General features: G+C 46.5%; 1 protein-coding gene. It reads right to left on the bottom strand.

Annotation, left to right across the window (positions count from 1 at the left end; genetic code table 11):
- Positions 1 to 1,381: DNA mismatch repair protein MutS (gene mutS, locus A3763_RS03770; RefSeq protein WP_156494882.1), on the bottom strand; the 1,381-nt coding region annotated here is incomplete at both ends.

Raw genomic sequence — 1,381 nt, 5'->3', positions numbered from 1 at the left:
GTAGGCTTTCGTAAAGGGCTTTCTCGCGCGATAAAGCGCGACTTTTACTGCTCAGCGCTTTATCCTCAAAAGCTTTCAGCTCTGGCGTTATAAAGCGCTCTGCATTTTTTAGCGTTTGACGCCTTATATATGCATCGGGCGCTTTATCTGACTGAGCTTTTGAAATCTCGATAAAGTAACCATGAACTCTATTGTAACCAACCTTCAAGGTCGAAAGCCCGGTTGCCTCCCGCTCCTGAGTCTCTAGATCGATTAAAAATTGACCGGCATTTTCACTGATATTGCGTAAGTCATCTAGCTCTGCGTCAAAACCATCTTTTATCACGCCGCCATCTCTAATAACGACGGGAGGGTTATCGATAATTGCTCGCTCTAATAACTCAGCTAAAGAGGGGTGTTCGGATATATCTTTAGCTACTTCACCAAGACTTGGGCAATCAACTGACCTTAAATCTGCCTGTATGGCGGGTAGTAGTATTAAAGTGTCTCTAAGTCGTGATAGGTCACGAGGGCGTGCAGATCTAAGCGCAATCCTGGCGAGTATACGCTGTACATCTCCGACTTGTTTTAAATTCGTTTGAATGGCGTCGTAGTTATAGGATTGCTCAAGTGAAGACACGCAATCTAGACGGGCATTCACAATTTCCCGGTCTCTTAAAGGGTGGTGGAGCCAGCGCCTAAGCAAGCGGCTACCCATTGCAGTTTTACAGGCATCCATTGCCCACGCCAAGGTGTGATTACTTTCGCCAGCAAGGTTGGTGTCAATTTCTAGGTTCTTGCGACTGGCTGCATCGAGTAGAATGTATTGACTACGCTCTTCTTTATTGATGGTGACAATATGAGGCAGCTCATTACGCTGAGTATCCTTTGCATACTGCAGCAGACAACCCGCCGCGCAGATAGCTAATTGCATCGAATCGATACCAAAGCCGCTTAAGTCTTTCGTTTTAAATTGAGTAGTCAATAAGCTTTTTGCGGAATCAAGATCATAAAGCCATGGAGCTTGGCGTCTAAGACCAGTTAAGTTCTCAAAAGCTCCTTCATATGGAAACTCTTCACTTATTAAAACTTCNGACGGTCTAATACGCTGCAANTCGCTTATTAGGTCGGGCAAGCCTCGAACTTGCGACACAGAAAAGCGTCCGCCACTCAGGTCTAGGTAGGCTAGACCAAAGGCTTCCTCATCACCAAAGGAAATTGAGCAGAGCAAATTGTCACGCCGCTCTTCTAGAAATGCCTCGTCAGTCAGCGTGCCGGGAGTGACAATTCTCATTACCTTACGCTCAACCGGCCCCTTGCTTGTTGCCGGGTCACCTGTTTGCTCGCAGACAGCAACCGACAAACCAGATCGAACAAGCTTTGCAATATAATTCTCAGCGGA

The organism is Oleiphilus sp. HI0128 (assembly GCF_001635365.1).
The sequence above is the reverse complement of the archived record's forward strand: the minus strand, read 5'-3'. Positions and strand labels throughout refer to the sequence as shown.